Origin of the sequence: Citrobacter sp. Cb023 (genome assembly GCF_030336805.1) — a bacterium.
GTDB classification, from domain to species: Bacteria; Pseudomonadota; Gammaproteobacteria; order Enterobacterales; family Enterobacteriaceae; genus Citrobacter; species Citrobacter braakii.
The window spans coordinates 142,329-160,741 of record NZ_JAOWCV010000025.1; the positions used below are offsets into that span (position 1 = coordinate 142,329).

The 18,413-nt window shown below is 51.4% G+C and carries 18 protein-coding genes; 13 read left to right on the top strand and 5 right to left on the bottom strand.

All coding sequences use genetic code 11. The features are described 5' to 3' along the window. Window positions 1-113: 113 nt before the first annotated feature. Window positions 114-425: a PapB/FocB family fimbrial expression transcriptional regulator gene (locus OGW44_RS01995; RefSeq protein WP_109018357.1), complete on the bottom strand. Its 312-nt coding sequence runs from the start codon at window positions 423-425 to the stop codon at window positions 114-116. A 928-nt stretch (window positions 426-1,353) separates the two neighbouring features. Here OGW44_RS01995 and OGW44_RS02005 point away from each other — a divergent pair. From OGW44_RS02005 to OGW44_RS02015, 3 genes are all read left to right on the top strand, one after another. Further along, a complete protein-coding gene (locus tag OGW44_RS02005; protein ID WP_003833178.1) occupies window positions 1,354-1,629 on the top strand; it encodes a metal/formaldehyde-sensitive transcriptional repressor in 276 nt (91 codons plus the stop codon). 32 nt (window positions 1,630-1,661) lie between these two features. Next, the gene (locus tag OGW44_RS02010; protein ID WP_016153173.1) at window positions 1,662-2,780 is read left to right on the top strand and encodes an S-(hydroxymethyl)glutathione dehydrogenase/class III alcohol dehydrogenase; all 1,119 of its coding nucleotides are present in this window, start codon (window positions 1,662-1,664) and stop codon (window positions 2,778-2,780) included. Window positions 2,781-2,949: 169 nt separating this feature from the next. Next, window positions 2,950-4,638, top strand: coding sequence for a methyl-accepting chemotaxis protein (locus OGW44_RS02015; protein WP_185654633.1), 1,689 nt, complete (start codon window positions 2,950-2,952; stop codon window positions 4,636-4,638). A gap of 45 nt (window positions 4,639-4,683) precedes the next feature. On the opposite strand, the gene pcaQ is transcribed toward OGW44_RS02015, so the two are convergent. Beyond that, window positions 4,684-5,607 carry a pca operon transcription factor PcaQ gene (gene pcaQ / locus OGW44_RS02020; RefSeq protein WP_003020288.1) on the bottom strand — a complete coding sequence of 308 codons (924 nt, stop codon included), beginning with the start codon at window positions 5,605-5,607 and terminating at the stop codon, window positions 4,684-4,686. Window positions 5,608-5,837: 230 nt separating this feature from the next. On the opposite strand from pcaQ, the gene OGW44_RS02025 reads away from it, so the two are divergent. From OGW44_RS02025 to rimL, 5 genes are all read left to right on the top strand, one after another. Next, complete coding sequence (locus tag OGW44_RS02025; RefSeq protein WP_185654632.1) at window positions 5,838-6,740, top strand: manganese-dependent inorganic pyrophosphatase; 903 nt, start codon at window positions 5,838-5,840, stop codon at window positions 6,738-6,740. 120 nt (window positions 6,741-6,860) lie between these two features. After that, complete coding sequence (hglS, locus tag OGW44_RS02030) at window positions 6,861-8,204, top strand: 2-oxoadipate dioxygenase/decarboxylase HglS (protein WP_016156596.1); 1,344 nt, start codon at window positions 6,861-6,863, stop codon at window positions 8,202-8,204. A gap of 193 nt (window positions 8,205-8,397) precedes the next feature. Next, entirely contained in the window at window positions 8,398-10,053 is a 1,656-nt protein-coding gene (locus OGW44_RS02035) for a glucan biosynthesis protein D (RefSeq protein ID WP_185654631.1), read from the top strand. A 167-nt stretch (window positions 10,054-10,220) separates the two neighbouring features. Continuing rightward, window positions 10,221-10,445 (top strand): HP1242/YdcH family protein, encoded by a 225-nt coding sequence (locus OGW44_RS02040; protein ID WP_003833168.1) that lies wholly within the window; start codon window positions 10,221-10,223, stop codon window positions 10,443-10,445. A gap of 102 nt (window positions 10,446-10,547) precedes the next feature. Beyond that, window positions 10,548-11,093, top strand: coding sequence for a 50S ribosomal protein L7/L12-serine acetyltransferase (rimL, locus tag OGW44_RS02045; protein ID WP_016156595.1), 546 nt, complete (start codon window positions 10,548-10,550; stop codon window positions 11,091-11,093). Here rimL and ydcK read toward each other — a convergent pair. After that, window positions 11,085-12,065 (bottom strand): YdcK family protein, encoded by a 981-nt coding sequence (ydcK, locus tag OGW44_RS02050; RefSeq protein WP_185654630.1) that lies wholly within the window; start codon window positions 12,063-12,065, stop codon window positions 11,085-11,087. The two genes, rimL and ydcK, sit on opposite strands and share 9 nt — an antisense overlap. A gap of 113 nt (window positions 12,066-12,178) precedes the next feature. Between ydcK and tehA the strand changes: the two genes are divergently transcribed. From tehA to OGW44_RS02065, 3 genes are all read left to right on the top strand, one after another. Beyond that, window positions 12,179-13,180: a dicarboxylate transporter/tellurite-resistance protein TehA gene (gene tehA / locus OGW44_RS02055; protein ID WP_185654629.1), complete on the top strand. Its 1,002-nt coding sequence runs from the start codon at window positions 12,179-12,181 to the stop codon at window positions 13,178-13,180. Next, a complete protein-coding gene (gene tehB / locus OGW44_RS02060) occupies window positions 13,180-13,776 on the top strand; it encodes a tellurite resistance methyltransferase TehB (protein WP_016156592.1) in 597 nt (198 codons plus the stop codon). Before tehA ends, tehB begins: the two co-directional genes overlap by 1 nt. 155 nt (window positions 13,777-13,931) lie before the next feature. After that, a complete protein-coding gene (locus OGW44_RS02065; protein WP_185654628.1) occupies window positions 13,932-14,606 on the top strand; it encodes a DUF3313 domain-containing protein in 675 nt (224 codons plus the stop codon). A 35-nt stretch (window positions 14,607-14,641) separates the two neighbouring features. Here the strand turns inward: OGW44_RS02065 and OGW44_RS02070 are convergent, their stop codons facing one another. Then, window positions 14,642-15,550 (bottom strand): DMT family transporter, encoded by a 909-nt coding sequence (locus OGW44_RS02070; protein ID WP_016153163.1) that lies wholly within the window; start codon window positions 15,548-15,550, stop codon window positions 14,642-14,644. Between the two features lie 184 nt (window positions 15,551-15,734). Between OGW44_RS02070 and OGW44_RS02075 the strand changes: the two genes are divergently transcribed. Further along, complete coding sequence (locus tag OGW44_RS02075) at window positions 15,735-16,604, top strand: AraC family transcriptional regulator (RefSeq protein ID WP_046275602.1); 870 nt, start codon at window positions 15,735-15,737, stop codon at window positions 16,602-16,604. Here the strand turns inward: OGW44_RS02075 and OGW44_RS02080 are convergent. Beyond that, on the bottom strand, window positions 16,587-17,753 hold the full coding sequence (locus OGW44_RS02080) for a benzoate/H(+) symporter BenE family transporter (protein WP_080860989.1): 1,167 nt from the start codon (window positions 17,751-17,753) through the stop codon (window positions 16,587-16,589). The genes OGW44_RS02075 and OGW44_RS02080 overlap by 18 nt on opposite strands. 105 nt (window positions 17,754-17,858) lie before the next feature. On the opposite strand from OGW44_RS02080, the gene OGW44_RS02085 reads away from it, so the two are divergent. Then, window positions 17,859-18,395 (top strand): helix-turn-helix domain-containing protein, encoded by a 537-nt coding sequence (locus tag OGW44_RS02085; protein WP_016153160.1) that lies wholly within the window; start codon window positions 17,859-17,861, stop codon window positions 18,393-18,395. The last annotated feature ends 18 nt before the right edge of the window (window positions 18,396-18,413 follow it).

Consider the following 18,413-nt stretch of genomic DNA (forward strand, 5'->3'; position numbering starts at 1 on the left):
CTTCTGCTCCCAAGAGGTATAATTGTTTTTTATTGCGTCAGTTGGTTACAAATTCGAGATGCTGTTAAAATTCACTATATTATATTGAAATATCGGGCGATTTTTCTGGGGATTTATTTACTGTCTGACATCTTGTAATAATTAAGAAGCGTATTAACAACCTGGATGACATGTTCAAACCTGCTGATGCATGCCCCAAAGTAGCCATTACTAACACCATGTTTATCGCAACAATGAGTTCTGGAGCGATTCAATACGAAATAATCGTGTAATGCCCTGATGATTTTATCGCTGCGGATGGGTGTCAGCTCGATCAGGCACCAGAACTCATCGTCAGACATGCTTCCTGATGGAAGGATATGATTCTTTTTTTCCAAGAAAGAGCTTTGCTGAGGTTGCTGGTCATGTTCTTTTATGCATTCCATCTTCGTCTCCATTAAGCATTATCTAATTCATAACAAGGACTGTCATCATTAAAAACAATACCATCCGGGAGCGAGTTTAAGTATATCAAAGTGAAATTCAGGAAAAAAGAAAATCATTTGGCGTATAATCTTGTGTAAATCCTTATATTTATTTTAATAAGCCAAAAAATAATCAATGTTTAGAGTTTTATCTTGTAATGGTTTGTTTTTATAGGATATGGTTCTTTTTTTTAACAGTGTTGTATTTGTTGGCTTTTTGAGATTGGCAGTATTTCAAATATAGCTTGCTTATAAATGTGGTAAGCAATGTGATTATTTATTGAGGTATTATCAAATGCTTAATTTTCTCAAAGACCAATGTTGCGCCAAATGATGTAACGTTGAGTTAGCATTTTTCACAATCCGACAAAGAAATTTTCATAGGTTTTCTTAGAAACAGTGCTGGGTGATAAGTACTCCAATTCCAACCACGTGACTGTTTTGACTAAGAGTGTCCAATTGCTGATATGAATATATGCTGGCCTTCAGCGATGAAGATAGCTCGCGGGTCCTGCCAGAGTGACGTTATCATCCTGCTGGCATCTGCGGTTCGACACAGGCATTAATAAGTGGAGACTTATCCACCAACCGTGAGCATAATTCCAGAACACGTGATCAAGCTGCAACAACTCATCCCGTTCGCTCAGCAGCAGAGTTTTGGTGCCTGGCTCCACGTTAAAACGTCCGATAGCTAAAGGAGGTAAAATTTGGGGGCATATTGGGGGCGAAATTGCTTTGGGGGCAGATTTGGGGGCATGAAAAAGGCTGTATATGTCCACATATGTCTAAATGTGCTGTTTGTGCAACTCATTAAAGAATAACAAGTTATTTATTTTACAATTAGTTAAAAAGACTGATAGTATACCCCCCTATAGTATTTGGAGGGCGTATGCCGCATTCACCCGAAGATAAAAAACGCATTCTCACCCGTGTACGCCGTATTCGCGGTCAGGTTGATGCGCTTGAGCGCGCGCTGGAGTCCGGCGAGCCGTGTTTGGCTATCCTGCAACAAATTGCCGCCGTGCGCGGCGCATCCAATGGCCTGATGGGCGAAATGGTTGAGATCCACCTGAAAGACGAACTGGTCAGCGGGGAAACAACCCCAGACCAGCGTGCCGTGCGCATGGCTGAAATCGGCCATCTTCTGCGTGCTTATCTAAAATAACACCATCACCTCGCAATAATGGGAAGAGACAAATGAAATCACGTGCAGCAGTTGCATTCGGCCCCGGCCAACCGTTAAAAATTGTCGAAATCGATGTCGCACCGCCAAAGAAAGGTGAAGTGCTGGTTAAAATTACCCACACAGGCGTGTGCCATACTGATGCTTTTACGCTCTCAGGCGACGATCCGGAAGGGGTTTTCCCGGCGGTGCTCGGCCATGAAGGTGGCGGCATTGTGGTTGAAGTGGGTGAAGGCGTTACCAGCCTGAAACCGGGCGATCATGTGATCCCGCTATACACCGCAGAATGTGGCGAGTGTAAGTTCTGTAAATCGGGTAAAACTAACCTGTGTCAGGCCGTACGTGCGACCCAGGGCAAAGGTCTGATGCCGGATGGCACAACCCGTTTCTCGTATAACGGCGAGCCGATTTATCACTATATGGGCACCAGCACCTTCAGCGAATACACCGTATGTGCGGAGATCTCTCTGGCGAAGGTTAACCCGCAGGCTCCGCTGGATAAAGTGTGTCTGCTGGGGTGTGGCGTGACCACCGGTATCGGAGCGGTCCATAACACCGCAAAAGTGAAAGAAGGCGATACCGTCGCCGTATTTGGTCTGGGCGGTATTGGCCTGGCGGTGATTCAGGGCGCGGCGCAGGCGAAAGCCGGGCGTATTCTGGCCGTTGATACCAATCCGGAAAAATTTACGCTGGCAGGTGAAATGGGCGCGACCGATTTCATCAATCCGAAGGATTACGACAAACCGATTCAGGATGTGATTGTCGAGCTTACCGATGGCGGCGTGGACTTTAGTTTCGAATGTATCGGTAACGTTAACGTGATGCGCGCGGCGCTGGAATGCTGCCATAAAGGATGGGGCGAAAGCATCATTATTGGCGTGGCAGGAGCCGGACAAGAGATCAAAACGCGTCCGTTCCAGTTGGTTACCGGGCGTGTCTGGCGCGGTTCCGCGTTTGGCGGCGTGAAGGGGCGTACTCAGCTTCCTGGTATGGTTGAAGATGCGATGAGCGGGAAAATTCAGTTGGATCCGTTTATTACCCACCGTTTACCGCTGGAGCAGATTAACGACGCGTTCGATTTAATGCATCAGGGAAAATCCATCCGTACCGTTATCCACTTTGGCGATAACTGATTCATTGGCCAGCGGATTTCACCGCTGGCACTTTCCTGAATTTTTTAGAATTATGTTGTGAAAGTGTGACGAATCCGGCGCTTTTCACGGTAAGTAAACTTCCCGGATTGCCGATGACTATCTAACGGGCGTGTTTTCACGCATAAACCCTACAAGAGAGTCGACGGTCATGGACAACACTACATCGATGCAAGCCCAGCATAAACTGGGCTTTCTGCATCAAATCCGGCTGGTTCCGCTGTTTTCCTCCATTCTCGGTGGCATCCTTCTGCTGTTCGCCTTAAGTTCCGGGCTGGCAAGCTATTTTCTTATGCAGGCCGATCGCGATCAGCGTGACGTGACCGATGAGATTCAGGTCAGGATGGGGTTATCTAACAGCTCTAACCACTTGCGTACCGCGCGTATCAACATGATCCACGCCGGCGCGGCGAGCCGTATTGCCGAAATGGATGACATGAAGGCCAATATCGCCGAGGCAGAAAAACGGATTAAGCAGTCGCAGGACGGTTTCAATGCTTATATGTCACGCGCGGTAAAAACGTCTGCCGATGAAGCGTTAGACGCTGAACTGAGCGCCAGCTTCAAAGCCTATACCGACGGCTTACAGCCGATGCTGAAGTACGCTAAAAACGGCATGTTTGAGGCGATCATCAACCATGAAAATGAACAGGCCAGACCGCTGGACTCTGCTTACAACAAGGTGCTGTTAAAGGCGATCGACATTCGTACCACCAGGGCGAATCAGTTAAGCGAACAGGCGCATCAGCGTACACAGCTTGGTATGGCTTTTATGCTGGGCGCATTCGTTCTTGCGCTGGCGCTGACCGTGATGACGTTCATTGTTCTGCGTCGTACCGTCATTCATCCTCTGTTGCGTGCCGCCCAGCGTATTGAGCAAATTTCAGCGGGGGATCTCACCATGCCGGAGGAATCGACCGGGCGCAGTGAAATTGGTCGCCTGAGCCGCCATCTGCAAACAATGCAACGTTCGCTGGGGACAACGGTAGGCACGGTGCGTCAGGGCGCGGAAGAGATTTATCGCGGTACCAGTGAGATTTCGGCGGGGAACACCGATCTGTCTTCACGTACCGAACAACAGGCTGCGGCGATTGAACAAACGGCGGCCAGCATGGAAGAGTTGACGGCGACGGTGAAGCAAAACGCCGACAACGCGCATCATGCGAGCAAGCTGGCAGAAGATGCCTCCGGTAAGGCCAGTCGGGGCGGTCAGATGGTTTCTGGCGTGGTCAAAACTATGGGCAATATCTCAACGAGTTCGAAGAAAATCTCCGAAATCACAGCCGTTATTAACAGCATTGCTTTCCAGACCAATATTCTGGCGCTGAACGCAGCGGTTGAAGCGGCGCGGGCAGGAGAGCAGGGCCGTGGGTTTGCCGTGGTTGCCAGTGAGGTGCGCACGCTGGCAAGCCGCAGCGCTCAGGCGGCAAAAGAGATTGAAGGGTTGATCAGCGAATCAGTCCGACTGATTGATCAGGGATCCGGAGAGGTGGTCGCAGCGGGCAATACGATGACGGATATTGTCGATGCGGTAAAACGCGTCACCGACATTATGCTGGAAATTGCAGCGGCCTCTGATGAGCAGAGCCGGGGTATCGTCCAGGTGAGCCAGGCAATTTCAGAAATGGATAAGGTAACCCAGCAAAATGCCTCGCTGGTTGAAGAAGCCTCTGCCGCAGCGGCATCGCTGGAAGAGCAGGCGGCGCGCTTAACGGAAGCTGTTGGCACATTCCGTTTAACAGGGACAAGTGCTATTAAACGCGCGCCTGTGACGACAAAGCCTGACCATTCACGCCCGCAGGCGGCAACTGCCAGTGGCGATAACTGGGAAACGTTTTAACAATAAAATCAATTAAGGGACCTGATGGTCCCTTAATTTTTGGCATCAAAACGGTACAGTTTTGCGTATTGCGGCGATCAGGATCTGTGCGGCCTGAGAGAGCTGCACATCGACACGGGTAAGAATACCGATGGGTTCACCCGCACCGTGGGTGGGTATCGGCAACGACACCAGCGTCGCCTGGCGTAAATCTTCTCTAACCGCGCCTGAAGGGACAAACCACACATAGTCGTAATCGACCGTCAGTTGGCGGGAGAGCGATGCTGACAGCGTTTCAATACAGCCCGGCGGCATTTTGCAGCCCTGACTTTGCAACAACGCCTCTGCGTGCTGGCGAGGGGCGGTTCCTTTTGGTGAAACCACCACCGGCCACTCCATCACCCGACTCAGCGTGATGGTTTCCTGCAACAACGGGTGGTTAGGGCGCACGACCAGTTTGAGCGATTCCAGAAATAACAGCTCGTAGTTCAGACCAACCATCAATTCCGGATCGGCCATACGGCCAATGCCGAGATCAATTTCCCCTGACTTTAAACCCGCCAGGATCATGGGATTGCTCATGGTGGCAACCTGCAGCGTGGTCTCCATTTGCTGCTTATGGAACGGGCCAATGACCGCCGGCAGAATGCCCAGGGCCGCGGTGGGTAAGGCACCAATTCGTACGACATCCGTCTGTGACTCTTCGCGCTGGTTTAAGGCTTGTCCGGCGGTGTTGAGCGCATCCAGCACTCTGACTGCGTGGGTAAGAAACTGTTCTCCGGGCAGCGTTAATTGTGCGCCAAGGCGGCCACGCTCAAAGAGCCGGGTACCGGTCAGTTGCTCCAGTTCATTCAGCGTTTTGGAGAGGGCTGGTTGGCTCAGGTTAAGGGTCTCAGCCGCGCGGCCCAACGTTCCCTGCTGTGCAACGGCGACAAAAGTATGAAGGTGGCGCAAGCGAATGCGCTGATTGAACAGAACATTTTTTTCCATAAGCGATGTTAAAAACAGAGTCGTATCGGTGACAAGTGAAGTTGTTTGATTTTGATAACTTGATAGCAAAATATTATTAACATTTATCCTATTTTACTTACAAATGATTTATTTTGCTTATGTTTTGTACAGCGCTGCCGGGTGGTGGGATCATGGAAGAGAATGCGTCCAGCCGATATACTTTCGTTATTGTTTGCTTTTGAACCATTCTCTTCACAAGGTACTGATTAATGATAGATGTAATAGGGCACCTTAACCCCGATAGCGATGCCATTTGTACCGCCGCCATGACGGCGCGTTGGCTTACTTTACGTGGCCAGCAGGCGACGGCATGGCGTCTGGGCGAACCTAACCGCGAAACGCAATTTATCTTTGAGCATGCAGGACTGACGATGCCCGAACGGCTGACGTTTGAACTGACCGATCGTGATGTGTGGCTGGTCGATTTCACCGAGCCTGCCCAGGGGCCGGCATCGCTGGCAGAAAGTAACGTCGTGGGAATTATCGATCATCACCGACTCGGTGGATTAGTCACTCGTCTGCCACCTGAAGTGTGGGTGAAGCCAGTCGGCAGTAGCGCGACGCTGTTATGGCAACTGATGACGGAAGAGGAGCGCAGCCAGTTGTCTGCCGCTGAGGCCGTTTTATTGCTGGGTGCCGCATTGAGTGACACTGTCACGCTTCGTTCGCCAACGACCACCTCTGACGATCGCCTGGCGGTGGAGGCCCTGGCCCAAAAAACCGGTGTGGATCTCGAGGCGTTTAGTCGCGACCTGCTGTCTGCTAAAACAAGCGTGGAAGGCATGAGCGCTCGCGAGCTTCTGCAGAAAGACATTAAAACCTTCACCATTCATGGACATTCTGTTTGTGTGGCGCAGCTTGAACTGTATGCGCTGCAACAGGTGGATGCGGTGTTGGACGATCTCCGTCTGGAAATGGCGCGCTATGCAGAGGAAAAGAATGCCGCTCTGGTTGTACTGATGCTCACCGATATCAATCTGGGCGACACCAGCCTGTGGTTTGCCGGTCCAGAGCTGTCAGACATCCCGCAGCCCTGTAAGGTGAAGGGGATGCTCAGCCGTAAAAAACAGATGTTGCCCTGGCTGGAAAGTCATTTAAAACCACGCCAGTAGGTTCTGTTCACCGTCTGTAGGGGTGGGAAATTTACGCGGGGTCACACTTTGTAAATTCTTCCCACCGGAGTCAGCGGCGTTTTCTACACTCCAGGTAATATTCACTGGAGGCATGACATTATGGCGAACACCATCACGGCAGATGAGATTCGGGAACAATTTTCGCAGGCAATGTCAGCAATGTACCAGCAGGAAGTCCCGCAATATGGCACGTTGCTGGAACTTGTCGCTGATGTGAATCTGGCGGTACTGGAAAATAATCCTACGCTGCATGAAAAACTGGCGAATGCAGATGAGCTGGCCCGGCTAAACGTTGAGCGCCACGGCGCCATTCGGGTGGGCACTGCGCAGGAGCTTTCTACGCTACGCCGGATGTTTGCCATTATGGGCATGTATCCGGTGAGTTATTACGATCTCTCCCAGGCCGGTGTTCCCGTGCATTCCACCGCGTTTCGTCCCATTGACGATGCGTCGCTTTCGCGCAACCCGTTTCGGGTATTCACCTCGTTATTGCGGCTCGAATTAATCGAAAACGCCGCGCTACGGCAAAAAGCCGCGGAGATCCTCGCGAAACGCGATATTTTCACCCGTCGTTGTCACGAGCTGCTGGATGAGTTTGATGTGCAGGGCAGTTTTACGCCTGAGCAGGCGCAGGAGTTTGTGCAAGAAGCGCTGGAAACTTTCCGCTGGCATCAGCATGCCACGGTCGATGAGGCGACCTATCACGCATTGCACAATGAGCACCGGCTGATTGCTGATGTGGTGTGTTTCCCTGGGTGTCATATCAACCATCTGACGCCGCGTACGCTGGATATCGACCGGGTTCAGTCGATGATGCCGGAGTGTGGTATTGAACCCAAAATACTGATTGAAGGGCCACCGCGCCGCGAGGTGCCCATTTTATTGCGCCAGACCAGTTTTAAAGCGCTGGAAGAGCCGGTGTTATTTGCCGGTGAAATGCGTGGCACTCACACGGCGCGTTTTGGTGAAATCGAACAGCGCGGCGTGGCCCTGACGCCGAAAGGCAGAGCGTTGTACGACGAATTGCTGAATAAAGCGGGAACGGGAAAAGACAACCTGACACATCAGCTGCATTTGCAGGAGGTGTTCAAAGCATTCCCGGACAGCGAATTTCTGCTGCGCCAGCAGGGGCTTGCCTGGTTCCGCTACCGGCTGACGCCGTCGGGCGAGGCGCATCGACAGGCGATTCGCCCGGATGACGACCCGCAGCCGCTCATTGAGCGGGGCTGGCTGGTTGCTCAGCCCATTACCTACGAAGATTTTTTACCGGTGAGCGCCGCGGGGATTTTCCAGTCTAATCTGGGGAATGAAACTCAGGCCCGTAGCCACGGTAATTCCAGCCGCGACGCGTTTGAACAGGCGCTGGGGTGTGCGGTTTATGATGAGTTTGCGCTGTATCAGGAGGCGCAAGATCGAAGTAAACGGCGGTGTGGTTTACTTTAATTGAATTTACATGGGATTCGGTCTGTTCCCATCGACATAAAATATTTTCGATTTTGTACAGATAATCGGCGACCAACAATTGGATTATTAATGAATTTTGTCTAGAGTGAGCGGTCAGAAATGTGCACTCTCTTGCCGCTGATTATGGCCGGCGCGGGACCATTTACACGACCAGAAGGACTTACTTTCAGGCATGAATCGCAGACGATTTATTAAAGGTTCAATGGCAATGGCCGCCGTGTGCGGAACCAGTGGTATTGCATCACTCTTTTCCAGCGCCGCCTTTGCGGCAGAGTCTGACATTGCAGACGGAAAAACCGTACGTTTTGATTTTTCCGTTCTGCAATCGATGGCCCATGACTTAGCACAGAAGCCCTGGGGCGGCGCACCGCGCGCGTTACCTGACACGCTGGCGAAACTGACGCCGCAGGCCTACAACAGCATTCAATATGACGCAGAGCAGTCTCTGTGGAACAATGTTGAAAATCGTCAGCTTGATGCGCAGTTCTTCCACGTGGGAATGGGCTTCCGTCGCCGCGTACGCATGTTCTCAGTTGATGGCAGCACGCATATGGCGCGCGAAATCCACTTCCGTCCGGAACTGTTTAAATACAATGATGCGGGTGTGGATACCAAACAGCTGGAAGGGCAGACTGACCTCGGGTTCGCCGGGTTCCGCGTGTTTAAAGCGCCAGAATTAGCCCGTCGCGATATCGTTTCTTTCCTGGGCGCCAGCTATTTCCGCGCCGTGGATGACACCTATCAGTACGGTTTATCGGCCCGCGGTCTGACGGTAGATACCTACACCGACAGCAAAGAAGAGTTTCCTGATTTCACCTCTTTCTGGTTTGAAACGGTCAAACCGGGCGCAACCTCCTTTACCGTGTATGCGCTTCTCGACAGCCCCAGCGTAACCGGTGCATTTAAGTTCGTGATCCACTGCGAGAAAACGCAGGTGATCATGGATGTACAAAACCACATCTATGCGCGCAAAGACATCAAGCAGCTCGGTATTGCTCCGATGACCAGCATGTTTAGCTGCGGCAACAACGAACGTCGGATGTGTGACACCATTCACCCGCAAATTCATGATTCCGACCGTCTGGCGATGTGGCGGGGCAATGGCGAGTGGATCTGCCGCCCGCTGAATAACCCGCAAAAACTGCAGTTCAACGCCTATACCGATAACAACCCGAAAGGGTTTGGCTTGCTGCAGCTCGATCGCGACTTCTCCCATTACCAGGATATCATGGGCTGGTACAACAAGCGTCCGAGCCTGTGGGTCGAACCGCGTAACCAGTGGGGCAAGGGGACTATCGGCCTGATGGAGATCCCTACGACCGGCGAAACGCTGGATAACGTCGTCTGCTTCTGGCAGCCTGAAAGGTCGATCAAAGCGGGCGATGATCTGGAATTCAAATATCGTCTGTACTGGAGCGCACAGCCGCCGGTGCGTTCACCGCTGGCTCGCGTGATGGCGACCCGAACAGGCATGGGCGGCTTCCCGGAAGGATGGGCGCCGGGCGAGCACTACCCGGAAAAATGGGCGCGACGTTTTGCTGTTGATTTCGTCGGTGGCGATCTAAAAGCCGCAGCGCCGAAGGGTATTGAACCGGTGATTACGCTCTCCAGCGGTGAAGCGAAACAGATTGAGATCCTTTACGTGGAACCTATCGACGGTTATCGCATTCAGTTTGACTGGTATCCGACCTCTGACTCAACCGATCCGGTAGATATGCGTATGTTCCTGCGTTGTCAGGGCGACGCCATCAGTGAAACCTGGCTGTATCAGTACTTCCCGCCAGCGCCGGATAAACGTCAGTACGTTGACGACCGCGAGATGCGTTAATCACTCCCTTTACGGCTCTCCGAATGGGGGGCCGAATCTGTAATCCTCTTCACAACCATTCTGTACACTATTTACTCGATCCCGTTCGCATTTTTCTGTAAGTCAAGTGGGTACTCTGGAGGTGTGTATTTCTTATACACGTCCTTTTCCACTAACAGGGAGAAAGTATGTTTCCAGAATACAGAGACCTTATTTCCCGACTGAAATCCGAGAACCCTCGCTTTCTGTCCTTATTCGAAAAACACAACAGCCTTGATCATGAGATCTCCAGACTGGAAGGTTCGGATGGTCGGGGGTATAGTTTGGACATTGTTCGCCTTAAGAAACAGAAACTCCACCTGAAGGAAGATCTGCTCAAAATATTGCAAAAAGAGAGTGTCAGTGAGAGCTAAGTAAAACGGCGCTTGCTGTGTAAAAGGGCTTCCAAAAGGGAGCCCTTCCTGTTTTTATTTGATAAGCAGGGTGGCCTGCTTAACCATCATAACGGAATGAAAATGTCAGAAGTGATTACCATCAATGACACGCTGGAACTGCGTGCCGTAGAAGAGCAACACGTCACGCCTCTGCATCAGTTGGTGCTTAAAAATAAAAGCTGGCTCCAGCAGTCGCTGAACTGGCCGCAGTTTGTTGCCTCTGAGGAGGACACCCGCAAGAATGTGCAGGGCAATATGATGTTGCACCAGCGCGGTTACGCCAAAATGTTCCTGATTTTTGCGCAAGAAAATGTGGTCGGGGTTATCTCGTTTAACCAGATAGAACCGCTGAACAAAGCGGCTTATATCGGCTACTGGCTAGATGAGGAGCATCAGGGTAAAGGCATCATGTCCCAGGCGCTACAGGCCTTAATTCATCATTATGCGCAGCGTCAGGAGATTCGCCGCTTCGTGATTAAATGTCGCGTAGAAAACGTTGAGAGTAACCAGGTGGCGCTACGTAATGGCTTCCAACTGGAAGGATGTATGCAACAGGCGGAATTCCTTAATGGTGATTACTATGATGTGAATCTCTACGCCCGCATCATTGATGGCTCTTCAGAATAAACCTGCGATAGGCGTGCGCGTAATGCGCTGTTCACCGTTAATCACTTTCGGTCCGCGTAGGTGAATGGTATCGCCATCAAACGCCTGGATATGCGCCTGACCGGCTATCTCAATGTGATGCTCGATCAGCACTTCGCCCAGCACACAGACGTGGCCTTCAATCAGGATGTGGTCATCTAACTGGAGCGGTCCACCGCGTAATTGCGCATGACCGCCGACCAGCACGTGGTGTTTCAGCACGCAGTTACCTTCAACTACCGCGTGCTCCGCCACTTGCGAGCTGTAGCGTAGGGTAGGTATGGCATCTTCTTCGCTCCCGGCGATGACGCGCGCATATCCATAGACTTTGGCGCAATCGCAGATCCAGACATTGTTCTCTTCATTACCTTCCACCTGTGCGAAATCAAAAACTTCCGCCCGATGTTCAATAAAGGCATAGTTGATTTTCGCATCGCCATAGATCTGCGCCTGATGCACCACTCGTGAGTGGCTGACAAAAGCCCGATCATAAATTTGCAGGAACTGGTCGCTTTCACGAGTTAGCCCCCTGGCGGCGATGATTTCAGAGTCACACACCACGCGCGCATCACCAAAGAGAAGGCATTCGCCGCGAACCACAGAATCCTGAATGGTGACGTTGTCACGTATTTGCGCGTTATGACAGATTTCAGCCCGGTCAATCCACACGTCATCGCTAATTTGCGCGCCATCTCTGACCACGCTTGCCTGAGTAATGCGGGCGTTTCCTGTAATCGTCGCGCCGGAAAATGCGAGCGCGTTTTCATCGTAAATCCAGCAATCACCGCTTTGTGACAGCACGCTTTCATTGTCAATCCAGCCACCGGGCGTGCCGGCCTGGACATCATTAAAATCAGTGAGCGCAATGATTTGGCGTAGTAATACGCTTTTTTTATTGCCATTATCCTGGTAACTAAAGGATCGAGACTCATCGCTGAGACGATATTTGGTCATAGCTCATTTCCATGTTGCGCACCTTAGTTAAACGTAGCAAAGTTTTCCGCACTGGCTAAATCAGCGGAAATTCCATAAAATGCATTTCAAATATACTTTAAAAAATAAACAAAATGAGTAAGAACAAGCAGAGTGAGCGGGTCCTCAATCTTCCGGCCGGTTATTTTGGCATGGTACTGGGCATCATTGGGATGGGGTTTGCGTGGCGTTATGCCAGTCAGGTGTGGCCAGTGAGTCACTTGATTGGCGACGGTTTAGTGATCCTCGCAATGGTCATTTGGGGGCTGCTGACGCTGGCCTTTCTTAGCCGTTTACTGCGTTTTCCGCATAGCGTATTGGCGGAAATTCGTCACCCGGTGATGAGCAGCTTTGTCAGTCTGTTTCCGGCCACAACGATGCTGGTCGCGATTGGTTTTGTCCCGTGGTATCGACCGCTGGCGATTGGGTTGTTCAGCATTGGCGTGGTGATACAGTTGGCCTACGCCGCCTGGCAAACGGCAGGGTTGTTGCGTGGATCGCATCCAGAGGAAGCCACCACGCCGGGTCTGTATCTGCCGACCGTCGCCAATAACTTTATCAGTGCAATGGCCTGTGGCGCACTGGGTTTCAACGACGCAGGATTGGTGTTTTTGGGCGCCGGGGTTTTTTCCTGGCTCAGTCTGGAGCCGGTGATTCTGCAACGTTTACGTAGCTGCGGCGAGTTGCCTGCGGTGTTACGTACTTCACTTGGCATTCAACTGGCGCCTGCGCTGGTCGCCTGCAGCGCCTGGCTTAGCGTCAACGGCGGCGAGGGCGATACGTTAGCCAAAATGTTGTTCGGCTATGGTCTGCTGCAACTTTTGTTCATGCTACGGCTCATGCCGTGGTATTTGTCACAGCCATTTAATGCGTCTTTCTGGAGCTTCTCGTTTGGCGTGTCGGCTCTGGCAACAACAGGGCTGCATCTGGGCCACGGTAGCGAGTCAGGATTTTTTCATACGCTGGCGATCCCACTGTTTATTTTTACCAATTTTATCATTGCATTATTACTGGTACGTACGTTTGCATTGCTGATGCAGGGGAAACTGCTCATCCGCACGGAGCGTGCTGCATTACTGAAATCTGAGGATAAATAATGACCCTTTGCGACGAAAACTACTTTACTGAGAAATACGATTTAACTCGTACGCATTCCGATGTTGTTGAAGCGGCAAAAATTGTTAAGCCAGGTAAAACGTTAGACCTGGGCTGCGGTAACGGTCGTAACAGCCTGTACCTTGCGGCAAACGGTTATGACGTGACAGCATGGGATAAAAATCCCATGAGCATCGCTAACCTTGAGCGTATCAAAGCGGCGGAAGGGCTGACCAATCTGCACGCGAACGTCGCGGATCTCAACGCATTACGCTTTGATGGCGAATATGATTTTATTCTTTCTACCGTTGTGCTGATGTTCCTTGAAGCCAAAACTATCCCTGGCCTTATTGAAAATATGCAGCGTTGCACTAAACCGGGCGGATATAACTTAATCGTCGCGGCGATGGATACCGATGATTTTCCGTGTACCGTGGGTTTCCCGTTCGCGTTTAAAACCGGAGAATTGCGCAATTATTACAGCGGATGGGATCTGCTGAAATATAACGAAGACGTGGGTGAACTTCATCGTACGGATGAAAACGGTAATCGAATTAAACTGCGCTTTGCCACAATGCTGGCACGCAAAACTGCCTGAACCTCCCGCCTGGGTTAACTCTTTCTGCGCTCAGCATTTTTTGTGCCGGGCGTAGAGAGAAAATTGTGCGGTGTTTACCATTTTTAGTACATCCAAAATGAAACGGTTTTGCTATGCTTTTTAAGCATCATTGCGAAAACTAAAGGGATCGTTTCATGCGTACTCAAACTTTATTTAAAGTTGCAGTGCTTACTGGCTTGTTGGCATTATCCGGCTGTGCGTCAAAAGTGACCGCGCCGGATAAATATTCTGGGTTTTTAAAAAATTACTCTGATTTGAAGGAAGCACAATCAGCATCGGGACAAACCGTACTCCGTTGGGTTGATCCGAGCTACAACGAATCCAAATATGACAACATTGTATATAACCCGGTAACGTATTATCCGGTTCCTAAACCTACCACGCAGGTAGGGCAGCAGGTTCTTGATCAACTGCTGACCTACACCAATACCCAGTTGAAATCCGCCATCAGCAAGCGTAAGCCCCTGGTTACTACCCCTGGGCCACGTAGCCTGATTTTCCGCGGAGCGATTACCGGTGTTGCAACGAGCAAAGAAGGACTGCAGTTCTATGAAGTGATCCCGGTTGCGCTACTCGTTGCGGGAACACAAATGGCAACGGGTCACCGTACCATGGATACCAACCTTTATTTCGAGGGTGAGTTGATTGATGCTGCGACCAATAAACCGGTAATTAAAGTTGTACGTAAGGGTGAAGGTAAAGATCTGAGCAACGAAAGCACGCCGATGGCGTTCGAAACGTTGAAGAAAGTTATTGATGACATGGCGACGGATGCCACCATGTTTGACGTGAACAAAAAACCACAATAATAATCAACGCACCATCTCAGGATGGTGCGTTTTTTTTATGCCACCCGGCGTCGATAGAATAGTTTACCCATCAGTACTTCTGGTCGGGCAAACATCACCATATTCCCCAGTAAAATCAACACCAATCCGGCAATAGCGTTAACCTGCCAGACGTATCCTTCATACAATGTTGACAGCGTTAGCGCAACCAGCGGGAAAAGCAGGGTACTGTATGCCGCCCTACTGGGACCAATGCGCCCTACCAGTGTGAAATAAGCGCCGAAAGCAATCACTGAGCCAAAAATAGCCAGATATAATAGCGCGCTGAGATAGCTGAATGTCCACTGTGGCGTAAAATTGTCCCCGCGCATCAGCGCAATGGCAGCGATCAACAGCGTGCCGTACAGCATGGCCCAACTGTTGGTCGTTAACACTTCCAGCCCTTTTTTCTGGTGACGCATGCTGATCATATTACCCAATGAGAAACCGAAGGTTCCAAGGGCGCTTAAGCCGATACCCAGCAGCAAGGAATGATTGAATCCGCTGTTGAGCAAATCCTGCCAGAACAGAGTCACAATGCCCGTCAGTCCGAGACCGGCTGCGATATAGAAACGCAGCGGTGGTTTTTGCCCAAAAAAGATGAAGCTATTGACCGCATTGAACAGGACGGCCATTGAGAAAATCACCGACTCCAGGCCGGTATTAATCCAGGCCGCAGCCGTATAAAAACACCAGAAGTTGAAGCAAAAAACGCATCCACCCTGTAACAGACAAAACAGATGATCGCGGCCAGACAGTTTGCGTAATTTACCGCTAACCAGCAGGATCACTATCATCAGCGAACTGGCAACGGCGAAGCGCCAAAAGATAGAAACCGGCGCAGAAACCGGGCCCTGCTGCAAATAAATCGCAATCCATGTCGTTCCCCAAATTACCACCACCAGGCAGTACAACAGTGCGTTCATACAACTCTCTCTTTTTTGGATTCAGGTTCACACTGTGTCATGTCTGGCGGCAGGAGGCTTTCATCGGTTTGCGGCGGACTTGCAAAATCTTGCGCTTTTTTAGCGTAAAAGCGAAAAGGAAGCTGTTAACAATATGTGGCTGTTATAGACTGAAAGCCTGCTAACTTATTTTGAATGTGATGGTATGCCTCAGCCCTACGATGCCTTTGAAAACTTACGCAAACATAATGCCGTGCTGCATGAATCGGTTGCGTTACATTCAGGGATCCAACTGGCGGCCTGGTCAAACAAGCGCGATACCATCACCCAGTATTGCGATCACCATACGCTCAGTTTATATATCGCGGATGGCTACGAGAGTTACCACAAAACGGCGGGGGGCTGGAAGAATGGCGGCGGACCGGACCGTTTTTGCCTGATGCCGAAAGAGAGCGAGTCAAGTTGGGATATCCGCGACGATCTTTCCTTTGTTCATCTCTATTGTACCGACGAACATCTGCGCGAAGTGGGTGAAAAAGTCTGGGATAAAAGTCCCTATAGCTTCACGCTGGACGAGCACACGTTTGGCAGTGACCCGGGGATCACGGCGGTTTACCGTCAGTTTCTGCTTGATAACGACTGGCAGCAACCGGCCAATCACCTCACGCTCAGCGCGGCATCTTCGCTACTGTTAACGCATCTGATCCAGCATTACAGCAACGTTCAATGGCGACTGCCCACCGTCACCGGGGGACTCGCCCCCGTCACCTTGCGTAACGTGCTGGCCTATATTGACGCGCATCTGGCGTACCCAATCACCCTGAACGATCTGGCTAGCGAGGCGGCGCTTAGCGAATTCCATTTTGCCAGAATGTTTCGCCAGTCGATGAATATGGCACCGCATCAGTACGTGATGCAACGTCGTATGGCGCTGGCACAGCATCTGGTCTGTTACACTTCACGCAGTTTGTCAGATATTGCGATGACCTGCGGATTCAGTTCGGCAAGCCATTTTAGTAACCGGTTTAAACAGGTAACCGGTAAAACGCCAACGCAGCTACGTGCGGCGAAATAACGTCAACACGGCGTAGCAGATACCGCCGACGACCAGCCCCCAGAATGCAGATCCAACCCCCAATAACGTCAGGCCGCTGGCCGTGACCAAAAACGTAACGATGGCTGCATCGCGTTCCGCTTCATTATGCAACGCCTGATACAAACTACCGCTAATCGTCCCGAGCAAGGCCAGACCGGCCAGCATCTGGATCCAGCTTACGGGCAGTGCCGCCATTAGTCCTGTGACTGAACCGCCAAACACCCCTGCCAGAAGATAGAAGACGCCAGCCGCGGCGGCGGCGAGCCAGCGTCGTTTGGCATCAGGATGCGCTTCGGGACTTTGGCAAATTGCGGCGGTTATGGCGGCAATGCAGATGGAGTAGACACCAAACGGCGAAAACAGCAGCGCCAGCAGACCGGTAAAGATAATGAGCGGTGAAACGGGTAATGAATAGCCCGAGGCATTCATAGTGGCAATACCAGGGGCATTTTGTGAAGCCATGGTAACCAGAAACAGCGGTAGCGCAATGCTGATACTGTGGGCAAATGAAAAGTGTGGGGCAATAAACGCAGGCATGACCGGCGATAAATTCACTCCGCTTGTGACAATGTCACCTTTTATTAGCGCGATAACGATACCCGCCAGCATCGCGGCGATCGTCGCGTACCGTGGGGCTGTGACTTTAAATACCAGCCATGCCACCAGCATACTACCGCACAAAATAAGCTCACTGTTGAGGCTATTAAAGGCCTGCAGACCAAAGCGCAGCAGGATCCCGGCCAGCATGGCTGATGCCAGTGAGTGGGGGATTATTTTCATCAGACGGGCAAACAATCCGGTTATGCCGCACAGCACAATCAACGCGTTAGCTACGATAAAAACGCCGATAGCATCCTGAATCGATACCCCGTGCAGACCCGTAACCAGCAGCGCGGCGCCAGGTGTTGACCAGGCCGTGAGCACAGGAGCGCGATACCATAACGTCAGCGCCAGCGTACTAACGCCCATTGCAATCCCCAGCGCGGTCATCCAGCCCGCGATTTGATCGGTGGTCGCACCTGCGGCCAGGGCCGCTTGCCAGATAATGGCAGCCGAGCTGGCGTAACCGACCAGGACAGCCACAAAACCCGATAATACGGTGGGTAGTGGGATGGAGAATGCGCGCATAGTCACTCCGTGTGCGTTATAACGGTCAATCAATGTAGCACTGTGCGTTATAGCGTACAAGTGCTAAGCTGTAGCCTTGAGAAAGGAGAGTCAGGAAGGCGAAAAATGGAAAACTTAACCCACTATCTGGCCACAACGCTCCGCACGCTACGTCACCAGCGGGAATGGAGCCTGTCACGTTTGGCGGAGGAAACCGGCGTGTCAAAAGCCATGTTGGGGCAGATTGAGCGCAACGAATCCAGCCCAACGGTGGCGACATTGTGGAAAATTGCTACCGGACTGAACGTGCCATTCTCGACGTTTATTTCACCGCCAGAGTCAGACGGCGCGCCAACATTCGATCCCCAGCAGCAGGCGATGGTCGTCACGCCATTGTTTCCGTGGGACCCACAGCTGTGCTTCGATCATTTTTCGATACAGCTGGCACCCGGCGCACTCAGTGAATCGACTCCGCATGAAACCGGCGTTATAGAGCACGTGGTGGTGATAAATGGGCTGCTGGATATGTGTATTGAGGGGCAGTGGCGCACCATGAAATCCGGCGAGGGGGTGCGTTTTGCGGGAGACAGGGCGCATAGCTACCGTAACAGTAGCGAACAAACGGTTCACTTTCATTCCCTGATCCATTACCCGCGCGGTTAATCGGGAAAACTATTCCGA